Genomic DNA, 16574 nt, shown 5'->3' on the forward strand with positions numbered 1-16574 from the left:
GGCGGGGGAGAACAAGGTGATGGTGGCCCACAGCGGCCGCGTCCGGGTGAAGGTGGATGCGACGCACGGGGCCATCGCCGTCGGCGACCTGCTCGTCACGAGCCCGACGTCGGGCCACGCCATGCGATCCACGCCCGTGAGTGTGTCGGGGATCGCGATGCATCGCCCGGGCACCGTCCTGGGGAAAGCGCTGGAGCCGTTCGCCGAGGGCCAGGGGGAGATCCTCGTCCTGCTGACGCTGCAGTAGGCCGACCTGCGAGGCTGGCCCGGATCCGCGTGCACAGGAGGGCTTCCCGGCTGCTACTATCGGGCGGGAGGCCTTCCATGAGTGAGCCCGCTCGGGGCCAGCGGTGACCGTGAGGCTCGTGGTCCCGGTCGTGCTGCTCCATCTCGCCGCGGGGTGCGGCGCCATGGCCCAGGGCGTGTCGCCGGCGGTGATCGACCCCACCGTGAGGACGGAGATCCAGCGCGGCAGCGCGCGCGTGATCGTGCGGCTGCGCCTCCCCGCGGAGTTCAGGCCCGAGGGCGAGCTGCCGGGCCCCGCGGCGGTGGCGGCCCAGCGATCAGCGATCGCCGCAGGCCAGCGGGCCGTCCTGGCGCGGCTCGCCGGCACGCGCTTCACGGTCGCGCGCATGTACTCGACGACCCCGTTCCTCGCCCTGGAGATCCGTCGGGATGCGCTGGCCGCGCTGGAGCAGATGAGCGATCTCGTCGTCAGGGTGAGCGGCGACGAGCTGGCCGCGCCCGGCGGCGGCGCCGCGCCCGCGGGGCCATCCGGGCAGCCTCGATGAGCCGCCCGTGGCCATGACGGGCACCTCCTGGCTGAGGCTTGGCGCCGGAGTGGCCGGCGTCCTGGTCCTGCTCGCTCTCGTCCTCCGCTCCCCGACGCCGTCCTCATCCGCCGGCGGCGACGGAATCGCTGAGGACCGGGTGCGCCAGACGGTGGATACCGGGGGTCGCGCCCGCGTCATCGTCAGGCTCCGCATGCCGGCGGCCCCGTTCACGGCGGAGGGGCATCACCCCAGCCGGGCCAGCGCCCTCGCCCAGCGGGGCGACATCACCTCGGTCCAGTCGACCGTCCTGTCGAAGCTCCTGCACACCAGCACCCGCCTCGTCCACAAGTACGAGACGGTGCCGTTTCTCGCCCTCGAGGTGGACCGGGCCGCCCTGGCGGAGCTCGAGGCGCAGAGTTTCCACGTCGCGCGTGTCGTCGAGGACGAGCTCGCCCCTCCCGCGCTGGCCCAGAGCGCTCCCCTCGTCGAGGCCGACCAGGCTTGGGCCCAGGGATATGACGGCACCGGGCGGGTGATCGCGATCCTCGACACGGGCGTGGACTCCACCCATCCCTTTCTCGCCGGCAAGGTGGTCGAAGAGGCCTGCTACTCTCGGAACGTGGCTCAGGATGGAGCCACGACCGTGTGCCCGAACGGAGGCACGCAGCAAACAGGTGCCGGGGCCGGACGTAACTGCTCCGTCTCGGGGTGCGACCACGGCACGCATGTCGCCGGCATCGCCGCGGGAAACGGCGCCGGGGCGGGACAATCCTTCTCCGGTGTCGCCCGGGGCGCGAACCTCATGGCGGTCCAGGTCTTCTCGCGCTTCGACAGTGCCAGCAACTGCGGATCCTCGGCCCCCCCCTGTGTGCTCAGCTACAGCAGCGATCAGATCGCGGGGCTCGAGCGTGTGTACAACCTCCGCTCCAGCCACAACTTCGCGTCCGTGAACATGAGCCTCGGCGGCGGACTCAACTCCACGAACTGCGACGACGACAGCCGGAAGCCGATCATCGACAACCTTCGGTCCGTGGGGATCGCCACCGTGATCTCCGCGGGGAATGACGGGAGCCGCAGCCAGCTCGGCAAGCCCGCCTGCATCTCCTCGGCGGTGAGCGTCGGATCGACGACCAAGACCGACCAGGTGTCGAGCTTCTCGAACGCCGGCACGATCCTGTCCCTCTTCGCGCCCGGGTCGTCCATCAACTCCTCCGTGCCCGGTGGCGGCTTCGCCAGCTGGAACGGCACCTCCATGGCGGCGCCGCACGTCGCGGGCGCCTTCGCGATCCTGAAGCAGGCCGCTCCGACGGCCTCCGTCACCGCGCTCCTCACGGCGCTGCAGGACACGGGGCAGTCGATCACGGACACGCGCTCGGGGGGGAGCGTGACGAAGCCGCGCATCCGCGTCGCGGCGGCGCTGCCCCAGTTCATCGCGGCGGGCGCAACCCTGACGGTGTCGAAGGCCGGGACCGGCAGCGGCACGGTGGCGAGCAGCCCGGCGGGCATCAGCTGCGGCGCGACCTGCGCGGCCGGCTTCGCGGGGGGCGCGACGGTCACGCTCACTGCGACGCCAGCGGCCGGGTCGACGTTCGGGGGCTGGAGCGGCGGCGGGTGCAGCGGCACGGGCACCTGCAGCGTGACTCTGACGGGGAACACCACGGTCACGGCCACGTTCAACCTGGGCGGCGTCTCGCTGGCCGTGGTCCGGGCGGGAACGGGCAGCGGGACGGTGACCAGCAGCCCGGCCGGCATCAGCTGCGGCACGACCTGCTCGGCGCCCTTCGCCAGCGGCACCCTGGTGACGCTCACGGCGACGGCCGCCACGGGCTCGACCTTCGCCGGCTGGAGCGGCGGGGGATGCAGCGGCACGGGCTCCTGCGTGGTGACCCTCACCGCCACCACGACCGTGACGGCGACGTTCAACCCCCTCGGGCTGACGGGCGACACGCGTTCCAGCCCCATCGTCATCTCCACCAGCTCCTTCTCCGAGACGAGGGACACCGCCAGCTACACATCTGCCGCGGACGACCCCGCCCACTCGTGCACGGGCCAGGCCGACGGGCACACGATCTGGTACCAGTACACGCCGAGCACCTCGGGCCAGCTCACTGCCAACACGTTTGGCAGCAGCTACGACACGGTCCTCTCCGTCCACGTGGCCTCCACGCTCGCGGAAGTGCCCGGGGCCTGTCAGGACGACTACGCCCCGCCCGCCGACCTCACGTCGCGCGTGGTCGGCAATCTGGTGGCGGGCACCACCTATCTGATCGAGGTGTCGGCGTACGGGAGCACGGACGGGGGCACGCTGGCGCTCTCGGTGGACTTCGTCTCGGTGGCGCCGCTGGCCGGAGACGAGCGGGCCTCTCCCATCGCCATCTCCAGCAACTCGTTCTCGGACACCCGCGACACGCAGAGCTACACGTCGGCGGCGGATGACCCGGTGCACTCCTGCACGGGCCTGGCGGACGGGCACACGATCTGGTACCGTTTCGCCCCGAGCGCGGCGGGCACCGCCAGCATCAGCACGAGCGGGAGTAGCTACGACACGGTACTGTCGGTGCATCTGGCCTCGACACTCGCCGAGGTGGCCGGCGGCTGCAACGACGACGTCGCGTCCGGCAATCTCACCTCGCAGGCGGAGGTGGCGCTGGCCGCGGGCACGGAGTACCTCGTCCAGGTGTCGTCCTACTGGACGGGCCCGGGCGGCACGCTGAACCTGGCGTTCGGCTTCACCTCGACCCCGACGCTCACGGTGGCCAAGACGGGCACCGGCAGCGGCACGGTCGCGAGCAGTCCCGCGGGGATCAGCTGCGGTGCCACCTGCGCGGCGAGCTACGCCAGCGGGACAGCGGTGACGTTGACCGCCGCACCGGCCGCGGACTCCACCTTCACCGGCTGGAGCGGCGGCGGCTGCACCGGCACCGGTGCCTGCACCGTGACGCTCACCGCCGCGACCTCCGTCACCGCCACCTTCACACTGCTGACCTTCTCCCTGACGGTGACGAGGACGGGCACCGGCAGCGGCACGGTCACGAGCAGCCCCGCGGGAATCAGCTGCGGCGTCACGTGCGCGGCGAGCTACGCCAGCGGGACAGCGGTGACGTTGACGCCGACGCCGGCGGCCGCCTCCGCCTTCACCGGCTGGAGCGGTGGCGGCTGCACCGGCACCGGTGCCTGCACCGTGACGCTCACCGCCGCGACCTCCGTCACCGCCACCTTCACGCTGGTGACCTTCCCCCTGATGGTCACGAAGGCCGGGGCCGGGGGCGGCACGGTCACCAGCAGCCCCGCGGGAATCAGCTGCGGCGCTGCCTGCGCGGCGAGCTACGCCAGCGGGACAGCGGTGACGCTGACGGCGACGCCGGCCGCGAACTCCACCTTCGCCGGGTGGAGCGGGGCGGGATGCAGCGGCACCGGCCCCTGCACCATCACCGTGACGGCCGCGGCGGCCGTGACGGCGGCGTTCGACCTGAGTTTCTTCACGTTGACGGTGGCCATGGCCGGCTCCGCCGACGGCACCGTGGTGAGCAACCCGCTGGGCATCACGTGCGGCTCCACCTGCGCGTGGACGTACGCCGCCGGCACGGTGGTGACGCTGACGGCCACGGCGCCGGCCGGCGCGGCCTTCTCCCGGTGGGGGGGCGCCTGCAGCGGGACCGCGCCGTCGTGCACCGTCACGCTCGATGCGGCCCGGTCCGTCACGACGACCTTCTCGCAGGAGTTCACCGACCCTGCGGTGACGGCGACGAGCACCCTCGTCAAGGCCGCCCACATCACCGACCTTCGCTCGGCGATCGGCGCGCTCCGCGCCCACCTCGGGCTCTCGCCGTTCAGCTGGACCGATCCGACGCTCGTCGCCGGCGCGACGGCGATCAGCGCCGTCCATGTCCTCGAGCTCCGCACGGCCCTGGCCCAGGCCTATGCGGCGGCGGGGAGCGCCAGCCCCACCTACACGGACCCCACCCTCACGACGGGGCAGACGGTGGTCAAGCGCGCGCACCTGATCGAGCTGCGTAATGCCGTGCGGGCGCTCGAATGAGCCGGGGGCGCCGCCCCGCGCGCCGCCGCCAGATTGGCGTGGACACCCGAAATCGGTCTGCTATAATCCCGCCGGACAAAGGCCGGCGGTGCGGGCCTCATCTCTAATACAAGTCAAGACGGGAGCCGCCCGGAGGGACCATTCATGGCATGGATGGCCACGACGCCATGGGGCGACGAGGAGCATCTGCTGCGCAGCCACCCCGACGACGGCGCAGAGGGCGTCGAGGGCGAGGATGACCTCGACGACGAGCTGGAGGACGACGAGGACGACCTCGACGACGACTTCGACGACGAGGATGACCTCGACGACGATTTCGACGAGGACGACGAGGACGAGGACGAGGAGGAGGACGAGGCCGAGTAGCGAGCGGACGCACAGCGAACCCCTCTCCGGGAGGCATCTATGGCACTGACAAGCGGCGAAGGCGTGCTGTTCCTCCTGAGGTGGATCCACTTCCTGGCCGGTATCACCTGGATCGGCCTGCTCTACTACTTCAACTTTGTCCAGACCCCGTTCTTCGCGGAGACCGAGGCGCCGGTGCGCGCGGGCGCCATCCAGAAGCTGGTGCCGCGCGCCCTCTGGTGGTTCCGGTGGGGCGCGATGTTCACCTTCCTCTCCGGCTGGCTGATCATCCTGGACCGGATCGGCCGGGGCGGCTTCTTCGCGGGCTCCTACGGCTGGGCCATCCTGCTCGGCGGGCTGCTGGGCTCCATCATGTGGGCGAATGTCTGGTTCGTGATCTGGCCCAAGCAGAAGATCGTGATCCAGAACGCCCTCGACACGGGGGCGGGCAAGCCCGCGAATCCCGCGGCCGCCCCCGCCGGCGCCCGCGCGGGGCTCGCCTCGCGCACCAACACGCTCTTCTCGATCCCCATGCTCTTCTACATGGGCGCCGCCACGCATCTCCCCACTCCGACCGTGCCGCGGTCGGGCGCCGCCTTCTGGATCGTGGTGCTCGTCATCATGGCCGCGGTGGAGATCAACGCGCTGGCGGGCAAGCCGGGCACGGCGACCACGAAGCCCCTCGGCACGGTGAAGGGCACGCTCTGGGCGGGCTTCATCCTGGCCGCGATCTTCTATCTCTGGTTCGAGATGATGCGCTAGCAGGCCCCCGCCCTGCGGGGGCGGGGGAGGGGGCGCCCTCCCCCGCTCGATGCCGGACGCGCCGACCCGCCGCGGGGCTACCGGAGGAAGGCCGCCAGGTCGGCGACGCTGCCGGCCAGATCGGGTCGCGGCAGCATGACCCTGGAGGTCCGCTTCGGGGTGTAGCCCGGCGGGTAGCCCGCCCGCAGCACGCGGGCTTCCAGCAACGCCGCGGAGGCGCCCTTCACCGCCGGCCCCACGGGCCCGACCTTCTCGGGATCCCGGTGGTGACACTGCACGCACTGGGCGAGCCACACCTGCCGCCCTTTCTCGGGATCTCCGGCGCGCAGCGCCCCCGGAGCGCCCGGGGCCGGCTGAGGGACGGCTGAGCCGCTGGGGGGCGCCGGCGTCGGCTCCTCCCCGCAGGCGGCCAGCAGGAGCGAGACGGCGCACAGGAGTCCGACCGTCGCGCGCGCGCTCCTCCCTCGATGTCCTCCCGCCACGATACCCACCGCCGACGGACGCTAGCGAGGGCAGCGCTCGCTGTCAAGCGAGCGCGCGCGGGCGCGTCACGCGCGAGCATGCCCGGATTGGGGTACACTGACGACCTCAGGAGGACCGTCTCGAATGCCGCAGCCCTCTTGGCTCCGCATCGAGGGAGCCAGGCAGAACAATCTGAAGAACATCTCGCTGGACATCCCCCACGACCGCGTGACGGTGATCACCGGCGTGTCCGGCTCGGGCAAGTCCTCCCTCGCATTCGACACGCTCTTCGCCGAGGGGCAGTGGCGCTACGTGGAGTCCCTCTCCACCTACGCGCGCATGTTCATCGAGCGGCTGGACCGTCCCGACGTGGACCGCATCGAGCACATCCGCCCCGCCATCGCCATCGAGCAGAAGAACCCGGTCCGCACCGCCCGCTCCACCGTGGGGACCGCCACCGAGCTGCACGACTACCTGCGCCTCCTCTTCGCGCGCATCGGGCGCGTGCACTGCCCCCGCTGCGGCAGCGAGGCGCGCAGCGACTCCGCCGAGAGCGTGGCCGAGGCCCTCATCCGCGAGCACCCGGACGCCCGCGCCCTCGTCTGCTTTCCGCTCTCCGCCGCGGCGGGCTCGACGCCGCCGGAGGCGCTGGCCGCGCTGCTCCGGCGCGGCTTCGCCCGGGTGAAGATCGGCGACGCGGTGATGGAGCTGACCGACGCGGCGGGCCGGCCCACCGGCCTGCCGCCGGCGGCGGCGGGGCAGCGGATCCAGGTGGTGCTGGACCGCGTCACGCTGGGGGCCGACGCGCGCCATCGCCTCACCGAGTCGCTGGAGGCAGCGCTGGCCGAGGGCGAGGGGCGGGCCGAGGTGGACGTGCTGGGCCGGGCCGTGGTCGGCGTCAGCCGGGAGTTCCGGTGTCCGTCGTGCGAGACGCCCGTCACCCGGCCGCAGCCGCTGCTCTTCTCGTTCAATCACCCGCTGGGGGCCTGCCCCGAGTGCAAGGGGTTCGGCAACATCCTCCGCTACGACGAGCACCGGGTGGTGCCCGACCGGACGCTGAGCCTCGCTCAGGGCGCCGTCGAGCCGTGGTCGCATCCCTCCGGCCAGCGCTACCAGAAGCAGCTCCTCAGGGCGGCGCGCAGGCGCGGCGTGGACACCTCGCGGCCCTACGGGGAGCTGCCGGCCGAGGACCGCGAGTGGGTCCAGGCCGGCGCCAGGGGCTTCCCGGGCATCCAGGGCTTCTTCGAGGAGGTCGAGTCCTACCGCTACAAGCTGCACGTCCGCGTCTTCCTGTCCCGCTATCGCAGCCAGTCGCCGTGCCCGCGCTGCGCCGGCGCCCGGCTCAGGCCCGAGGCCCTGAACGTCCGCGTCGGCGGCGCCACCATCGCCCAGCTCTGCGAGCGGACCGTGGAGGACCTGGCGGGCCTCCTCGACAGCCTGCGGCTGCCGGCCCGCGAGGAGACGGTGGCGCGGGAGGTCCTCCGGCCGCTGCGCGCCAAGCTCTCCTTCCTCCTGCGCGTGGGGCTCGGCTACCTCACCCTGGCGCGCCAGACGCGCACGCTGTCGGGCGGAGAGGCCCAGCGGATCAACCTCGCCAACCAGCTGGGGGCGCAGCTCGTGGGGACGCTCTACATCCTGGACGAGCCGTCCATCGGGCTCCACGCGCGGGACACCGGGCGCCTGGCGGAGGTGTGCGGCGAGCTGGCGGCTGCCGGCAACACGGTGGTCGTCGTCGAGCACGACCGCTCCTTCATCGCCTCCGCCGACCACGTGGTCGAGATGGGGCCGGGCTCGGGGGACCGCGGGGGCAGCGTGGTCTTCGCGGGCCCCCAGGCCCGGTTCCTGGAGGACCCCCGCTCGCTGACGGCCCGCTACCTCACCGGCCGTGAGACGATCGCCGTGCCGCTGATCCGCCGCGAGGGGCGGCGCGCCCTCACGCTCCGCGGCGCGCGCGCCCACAACCTGAAGCACCTGACGGTCCGGCTCCCGCTCCACACCCTCACCTGCGTCACGGGCGTCTCCGGCTCGGGCAAGTCCAGCCTCGTGCACGACACGCTCTACCGGGCGGTGGCCCGGCACTTCAAGCAGGACTTCAAGCCGCCGGGCGAGCACGACGAGGTGCGCGGGCTCGAGTACCTCAAGGGCGTCCGTCTCATCGACCAGCAGCCGATCGGCCGCACGCCGCGCTCCAACCCGGTGACCTACATCAAGGCCTTCGACGAGATCCGGAAGGTGTTCACCGCGCTGCCCCGGGCCCGGACGCTCGGCCTCGGCGCCGGCGCCTTCTCCTTCAACGTGGCGGGGGGGCGCTGCGAGAGCTGCGAGGGCGCGGGCGCCCAGAAGCTCGAGATGTACTTCTTCGAGGACGTGTACGTGACCTGTGCCGACTGCGACGGCCGCCGCTACCGCCCCGAGGTGCTCCAGGTCACCTGCAAGGGCCGGGACATCGCCCAGGTGCTCCAGCTCACGGTGGACGAGGCGGTGGACTTCTTCGCGATGCACCCGGTGCTGGCGCGGCGCCTCGGGCTGCTCCAGGAGGTGGGGCTCGGCTATCTCCGGCTCGGCCAGCCCGCACCGACCCTGTCCGGCGGCGAGGCGCAGCGCCTCAAGATCGCCGCCGAGCTGGGGACCCGCCAGAGCGCCGATCACCTCTTCATCCTGGACGAGCCCACCACGGGCCTCCACCTCGACGACGTCCGGAAGCTGCTCGGGGTGCTCAACCGCCTGGTGGACGCCGGCAACACCGTGCTCGTCGTCGAGCATCACCTGGACGTGGTCAAGTCCGCGGACTGGGTCATCGACCTGGGACCGGAGGGCGGCGAGGCCGGCGGCGCCATCATCGCCGAGGGCACGCCGGAGCAGGTGGCCCAGACGGACGGCTCCTACACGGGCAAGTTCCTCCGCGACCTCCTCCCCCGACCCAACGGCCGGAGCGCGGCGGCCCGCGGCGCGTGAACCCCTATCACGTCCTCGAGGCCGTCGGCATCCTCGTCTCCGGCTTCCTCTTCTACTCGTACAGCTACTCCTGGATCTCCCCGGGCTCTCGGCGGAGCCGCCTCCGCCGGGCGCTGCTGGCGCGGGAGCGGCTCAACCGCCTCATCGGCGTCGAGGCCACGGCGCCGGCCGGCGAGATGCAGCCGATCCTCGACACGCGGAAGTCCGGTGCTCGCGGCGCCGGGCCAGACCCGGTGTCCTCCTCCCTCCCGCCGGCGCGTCCGCCCGTCGCCCCTGCCCAGTGACCCGGCCCCTGTTCTACGGGTGGGTCGTCGTAGGGGGGGCGTTCGTGGTTCTCTTCCTCGCCTACGGCGCGCAGTACGCCTTCGGCGTCTTCTTCGCGGCGCTGCTCGACGAGTTCGGCTGGAGCCGCGCGAGTCTGGCCGGCGCCTTCTCGCTCTACGCCTTCGTCTACAGCGGCTGCGGCGTCCTCTCCGGGCGCCTCACCGACAGGCTGGGGCCACGGGCCGTGATCGCGCTGGGCGGAGGCTTCCTCGGCCTCGGATTGGTGGCGATGAGCCAGGTGAGCGCGATCTGGCATCCCTTCGTCCTGTACGGCATCGTGGCGGCGCTGGGCATGTCCACGGCCTATGTTCCGTGCAGTGCCACGATCGTGCGCTGGTTCGTCGAGCAGCGCGGCCTGGCCATCGGCATCGCCACTGCCGGCGGCAGCCTGGGTACCTTCGCCTTGCCGCCCATCGCCCATCTCCTCGTCAGCCGCGTGGGCTGGCGCTGGGCCTACGTCGCCTTCGGCATCGTGATCCTGGTGGCGCTCAACCTCGTGGCCGTGGTCATGCGTTCGGATCCCGAGTCGCTGGGGCTCGCCCCCGACGGACGCCCGCCGGGGATCGCGGCGACACGAGCTGGCGGCCAGGGGCGCGGCTTCAGCATGAGAGAGGCGACGCGCACGGGAGCCTTCTGGATGGTGTGGGCCGTCTTCGCGGCCACCTGGGTGCCGGTCTTCGTCCCCCTGGTCCACCTGGTCCCCTTCGCGAAGGACCTCGGGGTGCCGGCGCTCCTGGCCGCCACGCTGGTGAGCGCGCTCGGCATCGCAGCGGTGGCGGGACGGGTCCTCCTGGGGGCGCTCTCGGATCGTATCGGACGGCGGGCCGCGCTGGGCGCCGGGTTCGCGCTGCAGGCCATCGCCTTCGCGGCCTTCCCCCCGAGCCACGCCCTGCCCGCCCTCTATGCGGCCGCCGTGGTGTTCGGCTTCTCGTACGGCGCCATCTCGGCGCTCTTCCCGGCCATCGTCTCCGACTTCTTCGGCCGCGAGCACTCGGGCTCCCTGGTGGGCCTCCTCTTCACCCTCGCCGCGCCTCTGGCCGCGGTCGGTCCCGTCGGAGCCGGGTGGATCTACGACCGCACGGGCGGCTATGAACCCGCCTGGTGGCTCTCCGCCGGGTTCAACGTCCTCGCCCTCGCCTTGCTCGCCTGCGCCCGGCCGCCCGCACCGCGCGGCGCTCGCCGGCGGGAGGCGACCGCGTTCCCCGCCCGCACCCCGTGATATCCTGGGCGGGCGTGCGGCGGCCCGCCGGCGCCCCCCTTCCCCGCTCCATCGGAGGCAGAGGCATGGGATCGCTCAGCGACAGGTACTGCATCGTCGGTGTCGGGGAGACGGAGTACAGCCGGCACTCTGGCCGCAGCACCCGGGCCATGGCCGTGGAGGCGATCCGCACAGCCATGGCAGACGCCGGGCTCGGCCCGGCCGACGTCGACGGCATGATGTCCTACCAGAGCGGGGACTCCACGCCCTCCGACTGGGTGGCGCCCGACCTCGGCATCCGGCTCGACTTCTACATGGACGTGGTGGGGGGCGGTTCCTCCACGGAGGCGCTGGTCGGGCTCGCCATGGGCGCCATCGAGGCGGGCATGTGCCGCACGGTGGCCCTGTTCCGCTCCATGAACGGCTACTCGGACTTCCGCATCGGCGGGACGGGCCCGCGCGCCGCCCAGCCCGTGCGGGCGCTGGACCTGGCGCTCCGGCCCTTCGGCATGACCAGCGCGGGGCAGAAGTTCGCGCTGACCTTCATGCGTCACATGTACGAGTACGGCACCACTTCGGCGCAGGTCGCCCATGTCCGCGTGGCGCACAGCCGGCACGCCTCGCAGAACCCCAAGGCGCTGCTGAAGGACCGCGTCACGGTGGAGGAGGTGCTGGCCTCGCGCTGGATCGTCAAGCCGCTGCACCTGCTGGACTGCTGCCTCGAGACCGACAACGCCACCTGCCTCATCGTCACCTCGGCGGAGCGCGCGCGCGATCTGCGGCAGCGGCCCGTGCACGTCCTGGGGGTGGCCGGACGCGTGTCCAAGCCGCGCACCGACTTCCACTGGGCCCACGGGCCCACGACCCGGGTCGCCGGCTACCATGCCCGGGACATCGTCTTCGGCCAGGCGGGCATCCGGCCCGAGGACGTGGACGTCACCGGCTCCTACGACGCCTTCACCTTCACGACCATGCTCCAGCTCGAGGAGTACGGCTTCTGCCCCAAGGGCGAGGGCGGCGCCTACGTGTCGAGCGGCATCATCGAGCTGGGCGGCCGCCGCCCCAACAACACCGCGGGGGGGCACCTCTGCGAGGGCTACACCCATGGCATGTCCATGGTCATCGAGAACGTGCGCCAGCTCCGGGGACGCGCGGACGACTCCTGCCCGGGCGCGGCCGAGGGCCGGCACACCTACGACTACTCGCCGGGGCGGTGCCGGCAGGTCAAGGATGCCCGGATCGCCATGAACCTGGGCTGGGCCGTGCCCTCCACGGGCTCGGCCCTGATCCTCCGCAGCTGAGCCAGGCGGAGGCGCGAGGCGCGCGATGCCGAACGTCGAGTACCGGGGGATGAGCCTGGTGATCCCGGAGAACGACTCCGAGTGGCGGGAGCACTTCCGGCTGGCGCGCTCGCACCGGCTGATGCTGCGCGCCTGCACGGCCTGCGGTCTCATGCGCTACCCGCCGAGCCACGGCTGCCCCTGGTGCGCGTGCCTTCAGTGGGCGTGGCGGGAGGTGAGCGGGCGCGGCGCCATCCACTCCTACGAGATCGTCGTCCACGCCATCCAGCCCGGGTTCAAGGACTGGGCGCCCTACCCCGTGGTGCTCGTGGAGCTCGACGAGCAGCGCGGCCAGCCCACCGAGCACGAGGCGCTCAGGATCGTCGCCAACCTCGTGACGGCCGACTTCCGCCCGGAGGCCGAGGCCAGCGTGGCCATCGGCAAGCGCGTCCGCGTGGTCTTCCAGGACCTCGCGGAGGACTTCGCCCTGCCGCAGTTCGTCCTGACGGACGAGCCCCCCGAGGGGCCCATCTGGCGCCTTCCGGGGTAGCCCACCGGGCCGCCGGCCGCCCGTCACGCGTCAGGGGAGCCTCGGTCGGCGAGCGCCTCGGGTCACGGGCGGCAGACGCGGAACCGGGCATAGTCTCCTTGCGCGCTGCTCTGCGTGTCGTCCGAGTCCGTCAGGACGGCGATGCCCGCCGGTTTCGGCACCTCCGCCTCCTTGAAGAGGCTGCGGTAGTCCTCCAGCACGTTGACCCGCTCCTCGAGCCACTTCCCCTGGCCGCGAGCGCCGTTTCTCAGCACGCGGACCCGGGTGAGCCCGTTGCTCGAGCTGAGCTGCTCGCCGGCGGACACGACGGCGCTCCAGATGTACTTCAGCGATTTCACGGAGACCGGGGTGTGGGGGAAGACGGCGTAGACGGCCAGCGCGCTGTCGTTGGTCCGGGCCACCCGCTCGTCGGAGCCCGCCGGGAATCGCAGCGGGCGCCACTGCCACGAGAGCACCGGGTACGCGGCCAGGTCCCACTCGAAGGGCCGGGCCGCCTGGACCCCGAGCCCGCGGGAGCGGGCGCGCAGGAAGCGCCGCCCCGGCTCCTCCTCGACGGTGTACACCTCCCGGGCGGCGTCATCGCGCGGCCTCCACGCGGCCGGGAACACGCCGAGCTTCGCCGTCGAGAAGTCGTCCACGGCGACGCAGCCGCCGGCGGCCCCGGCCACGGCTGGAGAGGCGAGGAGGGCGAGGAGCGCCAGGCCGAGGAGGCGGACGCCGCGCCGGTGCCGGGGGGAGAGGCTCGGACCGGGAGCGCCTAGCGGCCCCGGCGCCACCACGAGTGCACGAGCTGGTCCACCACCTGCACCAGCTGCCCCACGGTGCGGCACTCCTTGACGATGTCGCAGGACGGGGCGTAGAGCGGCAGGACGCTGTCGCCGATGCCCCAGCCCCACTGCCCCTCCGGGTTGAGCCAGATGATGCCTTTCACACGCTCGCGGATCTGACGCACGGCCCACGCCTGCGGGTCGTTGTAGTTGTTGCGGGCATCTCCCAGGACGAGCACCGTGGTCTTGCGGTCCAGCGACTCCAGCTCCGTCCGGCAGAAGCGGCTGAAGGCGTAGCCGAAGTCGGAGCGGCAGTGGTAGTCCACGGAGGAGGACCTGAGCGCCCACTCGATGGCCCGGTCCACGGTGTAGGTGTTGAAGGCCTGCGTCACCTCGGCGATCTCGGACACGAACACGTACGAGCGGACCCGGGAGAAGCACTCCTGCAGGCTCCAGACGAGCTGGAGCATGAACCGCGAGGCGTTCCGCACCGAGTCGGAGACATCGCAGAGGGTGACCAGCTTGGGCTTCTCCCGGTGCCGCCGCCGGAAGCGGACCTCCATGGGCACGCCCCCGTACTGCAGGCTCTGCCGGATGGTCCGCCGGGAGTCCAGCCGGCCCTTCTCCTCCTGTCGCTGCCGCAGCGCGAGGGCGTCCTTGATCTTGCGCGCCAGCCGCGCCACCACCGCCTTCATCTGCGCCACCTCGTCGGGGGAGAGGGCGAAGAGGGGCTTGTCTGACAGCACCTCGCGCGTGAGCTTCTCGCCCTGGCGGTAGGCGCGGCGTTCCAGCTCGCGCTCCACGTGCTGCCGGATCATCCGGCGGAACGCCTCCAGGCGGAGGTCGAGGTAGTTGCGGATGCGGGCGAGCTGCCCCGGGTCGAGCCCCCGCGCCTCCAGGAGGCGCATGATGCGCGCCAGGTCGCGCTCGATGCTCTCCCAGTCGAACTTGTCGTAGATGCGGCGCGAAAAGTACCCGATCTGCAGGAAGTACATGAGCCGCTCGAGGCCGGTGCCCTCGCCGCCCTGGCGGATGGCCATCTCCATGTCGGCCCCCTCGCCGCGCAGCATCAGCTCGGTGAGCTCGTCCATCCGGAGCCCATCCTCGGCCGCCAGCCGGTCCAGCAGCTCGCGCATCCGGGGATCCTCGGGCCCCAGCGCCTTCTTGAGCCCGGCGCCGAGCGCCTCGAGGTCGAGGAAGTACAGGTCGAAGAGGCGATCGAAGGTCGGCAGGTCCCGTGACTCCTTGACGAGGGTCGTCGCCAGCGCCGTCCGGAAGGTGTCGCGGTCCTCCAGCCCGATCTCGGCCGAGGCCGCCAGCGCATCCAGCGCCTCGCTGGGCGAGATGCGCAGCTCCGCCCGCCGGAGATCGCCGATGAACTCGAGAATGCGCTGGTCCATTTATCTTGCTTGAATGTGGATGACTTCGGTTTGGCGGTTTGGCCTCTTCGCGCAAGCGCTCATCGGGGCGGCGTCGCCACCGGGGGCCTCTTCGGGCCTCTGGCCCTCTCTCCATCTCGCCTGAACGTGACTCACTTCGGTTTGGCGGTTTGGCCTCTTCGCGCAAGCGCTCATCGGGGCGGCGTCGCTCACCGCGAGAAGGTGACCCAGGAGGACTTGAACACGTCCTCGTTGCCGTCGCGGCTGATGGGGCAGAGCCGCCCGTCCTCGAGGCGCAGCAGCCCGTGGAACGAGCCGCGCGAGATCAGGTGGACGATCTTGAGCTTCCAGCCCAGCGGCTCCGAGGGGGGCTCCTCCTCCTGCTCCACCGCCCGGGTCACGTCCGGCGCGTCCCCGACCAGGTGCAGGACGCGCACCGGCCCCTCGGCGCACCGGAGGCCGAGCACCACCTTGTAGGAGGACCCCTGGCGGACGGTCTCCACCGTCATCTCCCCGGGATGGAGCAGGTGCGGGACGGCCTCGGGCATGACGGCCGCGAAGAAGTCGCGCGGCCCGGGTTGGACGTAGTAGAAGTGCCAGCGCCCCGCCGCCCAGATCCAGAGCTTGGTGTACTCCCCGAGGGCGCCGGAGATGCAGCGCCCGCCTTCGATGAACACGGGCCCCGCGGGCGCCAGCTCGGGCAGGCGGATCCGCGGCGAGGGGAACCAGAGCTCCCTGAATTCGGTGAGAGTGTCCGGGGCCATTATTATCTCGCCTGAACCTCAGGGGAGGTCGGCGAGGACCTTGTCGAGGGCGCCCCGGACCCGCTCCAGGTCCTTCTCGTGCTTGACGAGCATCGTGAGGGTGGACTCGACGAGCTCCCGGTCCATGGCGTCGGCGTTCAGGATGACCAGCGAGCGCGCCCAGTCGAGACTCTCGGACACCGACGGGGCCTTGCGCAGCTCGAGCACGCGGATCTTGTTCACGACAGCCACCACGGCGCGGGCCAGCCGCTCGGGGACCTCCGGCACCTTCAGGCGGATGATGGCCAGCTCCTCGTCCGGCGGCGGGAAGTCGATGAACAGGTGCAGGCACCGGCGCTTGAGCCCGTCGGACAGCTCGCGCGCGTTGTTCGACGTCAGCACCACCAGCGGGATGTTGGTCGCCTTGATCGTGCCGAGCTCGGGCACGGACACCTGGAAATCGGACAGCACCTCCAGGAGGAAGGCCTCGAACTCCGGCTCGGCCTTGTCGATCTCGTCCACGAGGAGCACCACCGGATCCGCCGACTCGATGGCCTGCAGCAGCGGGCGCGCCGAGAGAAAGCGATGGGAGAAGAAGGCGTCGTCCTGGCCCGAGATCCGCGCCACCGCGTCCGGCAGCGACGGGGCATCCGCGATCAGCTCGCCGATCCGGTCCTTGAGCAGCTGGGTGTAGAGGAGCTGCTTGGCGTACTTCCACTCGTAGAGTGCCTTGCCCTCGTCGAGCCCCTCGTAACACTGGAGCCGGATCAGCCGGCGCCCGGTGATCTCGGCCAGGGTCTTGGCCAGCTCGGTCTTGCCCACCCCGGCGGGCCCTTCGATGAGCACGGGGCGGCCCATGCGCTCGGCCAGGTACACTACCGTGGAGATGCGGCGGTTGGCGATGTAACGGGCATCCCTGAAGTGCTCCTGGACATCCTCGACCGATTGAAACATGGCGGCTCCTGTGAGTGAATTGCGGTTCAGTCTAGCATAAGGG

The 16574-nt window shown here is 71.8% G+C and carries 15 protein-coding genes; 10 read left to right on the forward strand and 5 right to left on the reverse strand.

All coding sequences use genetic code 11. The annotated features are described in order from the left end of the window. The 5 genes from HYV93_05820 to HYV93_05840 form a co-directional block, all read left to right on the forward strand. The coding region (locus HYV93_05820; GenBank protein MBI2525481.1) for a hypothetical protein at positions 1-247 on the forward strand (247 nt) is incomplete at its 5' end. A 103-nt stretch (positions 248-350) separates the two neighbouring features. Continuing rightward, on the forward strand, positions 351-791 hold the full coding sequence (locus tag HYV93_05825) for a hypothetical protein (protein ID MBI2525482.1): 441 nt from the start codon (positions 351-353) through the stop codon (positions 789-791). 7 nt (positions 792-798) lie between these two features. Beyond that, on the forward strand, positions 799-4812 hold the full coding sequence (locus tag HYV93_05830) for a S8 family serine peptidase (protein ID MBI2525483.1): 4014 nt from the start codon (positions 799-801) through the stop codon (positions 4810-4812). Positions 4813-4956: 144 nt separating this feature from the next. Beyond that, positions 4957-5178 (forward strand): hypothetical protein, encoded by a 222-nt coding sequence (locus HYV93_05835; protein ID MBI2525484.1) that lies wholly within the window; start codon positions 4957-4959, stop codon positions 5176-5178. A 39-nt stretch (positions 5179-5217) separates the two neighbouring features. Next, on the forward strand, positions 5218-5919 hold the full coding sequence (locus tag HYV93_05840) for a urate hydroxylase PuuD (GenBank protein MBI2525485.1): 702 nt from the start codon (positions 5218-5220) through the stop codon (positions 5917-5919). Positions 5920-5996: 77 nt separating this feature from the next. Here the strand turns inward: HYV93_05840 and HYV93_05845 are convergent, their stop codons facing one another. Continuing rightward, positions 5997-6401 carry a hypothetical protein gene (locus HYV93_05845; GenBank protein ID MBI2525486.1) on the reverse strand — a complete coding sequence of 135 codons (405 nt, stop codon included), beginning with the start codon at positions 6399-6401 and terminating at the stop codon, positions 5997-5999. Between the two features lie 124 nt (positions 6402-6525). Between HYV93_05845 and uvrA the strand changes: the two genes are divergently transcribed. From uvrA to HYV93_05870, 5 genes are all read left to right on the forward strand, one after another. Next, positions 6526-9336: an excinuclease ABC subunit UvrA gene (gene uvrA / locus HYV93_05850; GenBank protein ID MBI2525487.1), complete on the forward strand. Its 2811-nt coding sequence runs from the start codon at positions 6526-6528 to the stop codon at positions 9334-9336. Further along, complete coding sequence (locus HYV93_05855) at positions 9333-9620, forward strand: hypothetical protein (protein MBI2525488.1); 288 nt, start codon at positions 9333-9335, stop codon at positions 9618-9620. Before uvrA ends, HYV93_05855 begins: the two co-directional genes overlap by 4 nt. 44 nt (positions 9621-9664) lie before the next feature. Then, positions 9665-10879 (forward strand): MFS transporter, encoded by a 1215-nt coding sequence (locus HYV93_05860; protein ID MBI2525489.1) that lies wholly within the window; start codon positions 9665-9667, stop codon positions 10877-10879. A gap of 65 nt (positions 10880-10944) precedes the next feature. Further along, complete coding sequence (locus HYV93_05865; GenBank protein MBI2525490.1) at positions 10945-12159, forward strand: hypothetical protein; 1215 nt, start codon at positions 10945-10947, stop codon at positions 12157-12159. A gap of 25 nt (positions 12160-12184) precedes the next feature. Continuing rightward, positions 12185-12688: an OB-fold domain-containing protein gene (locus HYV93_05870; GenBank protein MBI2525491.1), complete on the forward strand. Its 504-nt coding sequence runs from the start codon at positions 12185-12187 to the stop codon at positions 12686-12688. A gap of 62 nt (positions 12689-12750) precedes the next feature. On the opposite strand, the gene HYV93_05875 is transcribed toward HYV93_05870, so the two are convergent. From HYV93_05875 to HYV93_05890, 4 genes are all read right to left on the reverse strand, one after another. Next, positions 12751-13467 (reverse strand): DUF3047 domain-containing protein, encoded by a 717-nt coding sequence (locus HYV93_05875; GenBank protein MBI2525492.1) that lies wholly within the window; start codon positions 13465-13467, stop codon positions 12751-12753. Next, positions 13446-14855 (reverse strand): VWA domain-containing protein, encoded by a 1410-nt coding sequence (locus HYV93_05880; GenBank protein ID MBI2525493.1) that lies wholly within the window; start codon positions 14853-14855, stop codon positions 13446-13448. The genes HYV93_05875 and HYV93_05880 overlap by 22 nt, the downstream gene beginning before the upstream one ends. 188 nt (positions 14856-15043) lie before the next feature. After that, the gene (locus HYV93_05885) at positions 15044-15598 is read right to left on the reverse strand and encodes a hypothetical protein (GenBank protein ID MBI2525494.1); all 555 of its coding nucleotides are present in this window, start codon (positions 15596-15598) and stop codon (positions 15044-15046) included. An 18-nt stretch (positions 15599-15616) separates the two neighbouring features. Beyond that, the gene (locus tag HYV93_05890; protein ID MBI2525495.1) at positions 15617-16531 is read right to left on the reverse strand and encodes a MoxR family ATPase; all 915 of its coding nucleotides are present in this window, start codon (positions 16529-16531) and stop codon (positions 15617-15619) included. Positions 16532-16574 lie beyond the last annotated feature (43 nt).

The sequence above is a fragment of the Candidatus Rokuibacteriota bacterium genome (assembly GCA_016188005.1).
Classification (GTDB): domain Bacteria; phylum Methylomirabilota; class Methylomirabilia; order Rokubacteriales; family CSP1-6; genus UBA12499.

Excerpts from the sequence above, each read along its gene's own strand:
- HYV93_05835 (MBI2525484.1), top strand. The coding sequence starts at position 4,957 with ATGGCATGGATGGCCACGACGCCATGGGGCGACGAGGAGCATCTGCTG.
- HYV93_05840 (MBI2525485.1), top strand. The coding sequence starts at position 5,218 with ATGGCACTGACAAGCGGCGAAGGCGTGCTGTTCCTCCTGAGGTGGATC.
- uvrA (MBI2525487.1), top strand. The coding sequence starts at position 6,526 with ATGCCGCAGCCCTCTTGGCTCCGCATCGAGGGAGCCAGGCAGAACAAT.
- HYV93_05865 (MBI2525490.1), top strand. The coding sequence starts at position 10,945 with ATGGGATCGCTCAGCGACAGGTACTGCATCGTCGGTGTCGGGGAGACG.
- HYV93_05870 (MBI2525491.1), top strand. The coding sequence starts at position 12,185 with ATGCCGAACGTCGAGTACCGGGGGATGAGCCTGGTGATCCCGGAGAAC.
- HYV93_05880 (MBI2525493.1), bottom strand. The coding sequence starts at position 14,855 with ATGGACCAGCGCATTCTCGAGTTCATCGGCGATCTCCGGCGGGCGGAG.
- HYV93_05885 (MBI2525494.1), bottom strand. The coding sequence starts at position 15,598 with ATGGCCCCGGACACTCTCACCGAATTCAGGGAGCTCTGGTTCCCCTCG.
- HYV93_05890 (MBI2525495.1), bottom strand. The coding sequence starts at position 16,531 with ATGTTTCAATCGGTCGAGGATGTCCAGGAGCACTTCAGGGATGCCCGT.